We start from the raw sequence: 2,004 nt of genomic DNA, 5'->3' as shown, positions 1-2,004 counted from the left end.
GCCCCGAAACCCGCCTTCTCATCGCCCGCCCCGAGCGCGGCACGTGCCGCGTGGCCTGCTTCTCCCCGCGCCATGATCTGACCATGGCGACCATGCCTCCATCGACCATCGCCCGCGTCATCGACATGTGGACCCACGAGTATGTCACGCTGGGCGCCTTGCCGCACATCGGCCACGTGCAGATCTTCGAGAACCGGGGGGCGATGATGGGGGCGAGCAATCCCCATCCCCACGGACAGATCTGGGCCACCGAGAGCCTGCCCGATGAGCCCGCACGCGAGACCTCTGCCCAGGAAGGCTACCTGCGCGACCATGGTGGCTGCCTGCTGTGCGAGTACGCGCACCTCGAGCTGGCGCGCGGCGCGCGGGTGGTGTACGACAATGCGCACTTCGTCGCGGTGGTGCCGTACTGGGCGGTGTGGCCGTTCGAGACCCTGGTGCTGCCCTTGGCCCACGCCAGCGCACTCGACGGCCTCTCCGGCGCCCAGCGCGACGGCCTGGCCGACGTGCTCAGCCGCCTCACCCGGGGCTATGATCGGGTCTTCGAGGCCCCCTTCCCGTACTCGATGGGCATCCACCAGCGCCCCACCGACGGCCTCGCCCACGATGGCTGGCACATGCATCTGCACTTCTACCCGCCGCTTCTGCGGTCGGCCACCGTGCGCAAGTTCATGGTCGGGTTCGAGATGCTCGGAACCCCGCAGCGAGACATCACCGCCGAGCAGGCGGCGGCGCGGCTGCGACAGGTGATCTGAGGCGACGCTACGGCACCGTGAACGTTGACGTCGACACGACACCCTGACCCGTGGCGTCCTGACACTGCATGTAGCAGCTGCCCGAGGGCAGCGCTGGCACCACGGCCGTGATCTTCCCGGTCCCCGCGTCATGGCTGAAGCTCGTGGCCGGAACCCCGCCACCGGTGATGCTGATACCGAAGAACGGGTACGGCCCGCTCGCAAGAGCCAGACCGCTGGTCAGCACAGAGGTTCCCTTCCCTCCGCTCGACGGCGAGAACGACGCGACCGTGGGATTCGCCGTGGAGCCCGCAAAGCGCACGTTCTGGATGTCAGAGAGCGCGCTCCCCTGCGCAGGCATGAGGGTGACGTTCTGGCCGGGCGAGGTCTGTGGTGGGCTCACCGAGAACTCCGGACGCGTCACCGTGAAGGTCTGCGTTGGGTCGAGGGTGGCGATGAGTCCGTTGGGAAGGCTCACCGTGAGCGTGCCCGGGCCCTTCCCCGAACCGCTCATCCCCGACGCCGTGCTACCCCCGTGCTGCCGCGCCTCAGCGCACCCACAGGCCCGTGGCCGCGTCCTCGAAATCGACCTCGCGACCATCGACCTCGAAGCGGTAGCGGCCCAGCCGCCGCACCTCTGGCGTGCGTCCGACGAAGTCGCGCATCGCGGCAAGCTCGTGATGATCGAGCCAGGCGGGGGGATCAGAGGTGCCGCGAAATCCGCAGACCCTCCCCAGATCGGCAAGCAGTCGCTTCTGCGTGTCGCTGAGAAGGCTGTACCGCGTGCGGAAGTAGGCCACATCCGGATCGACCTGCACCAGTGACGAGAGCCACAGGCGATGAACCGAGGTGCGCAGCGCGTTCAGCCCACCTGGACCCGTGGGGTCGTTGAGCAGATCGGTGCGGTCCGGATTATCCCAGAGGGGCGCCACATCCGGACCCACCCGAAGTCCATCGGCCAGCCCGAGGGTGGCGATGATGGGTGCGCCACAGGCCAGCAGATAGGCATCTCCCGCCGCTCGACGCATGACCTCGAGGGCCCGTCGATAGGCGGCCTCGCGCGGCATGTCGACGTAGCGGCAACCAGGAAGCGCCGCCGCGTAGAGGTAGTCGAGCTTGAGGTAGTCGTAGCCCCACGATCGCAGCTCGAGAACACGCTCTGCCAGCCAGGCCTCCACGTCGGGTCGGGTGGTGTCGAGGGCACACCACGGTATGCCGTCGGTGCGGGTCGGTGTGGTGCAGCTGGTATGCGTGGTACGCCGACATCGGT

The 2,004-nt window shown here is 68.2% G+C and carries 3 protein-coding genes; 1 reads left to right on the top strand and 2 read right to left on the bottom strand.

Annotated features, from left to right (window positions below; all coding sequences use genetic code 11):
• On the top strand, positions 1 to 755 hold a 755-nt coding region (galT, locus tag EB084_24360), incomplete at its 5' end, for a galactose-1-phosphate uridylyltransferase (GenBank protein ID NDD31397.1).
• A gap of 7 nt (positions 756 to 762) precedes the next feature.
• On the opposite strand, the gene EB084_24355 is transcribed toward galT, so the two are convergent.
• Together EB084_24355 and EB084_24350 are read right to left on the bottom strand one after the other, a co-directional pair.
• Positions 763 to 1,248 carry a hypothetical protein gene (locus tag EB084_24355; protein ID NDD31396.1) on the bottom strand — a complete coding sequence of 162 codons (486 nt, stop codon included), beginning with the start codon at positions 1,246 to 1,248 and terminating at the stop codon, positions 763 to 765.
• Between the two features lie 34 nt (positions 1,249 to 1,282).
• Positions 1,283 to 2,004, bottom strand: a 722-nt coding sequence (locus EB084_24350) for a hypothetical protein (GenBank protein ID NDD31395.1), incomplete at its 5' end; no start/stop codon positions are given.

The organism is Pseudomonadota bacterium, assembly GCA_010028905.1.
Lineage (GTDB): Bacteria > Vulcanimicrobiota > Xenobia > RGZZ01 > RGZZ01 > RGZZ01.
The sequence above is the reverse complement of the archived record's forward strand: the minus strand, read 5'-3'. Positions and strand labels throughout refer to the sequence as shown.

Coding starts and splice junctions, on each gene's coding strand:
- EB084_24355 (NDD31396.1), bottom strand. CDS start 1,248: ATGAGCGGTTCGGGGAAGGGCCCGGGCACGCTCACGGTGAGCCTTCCC.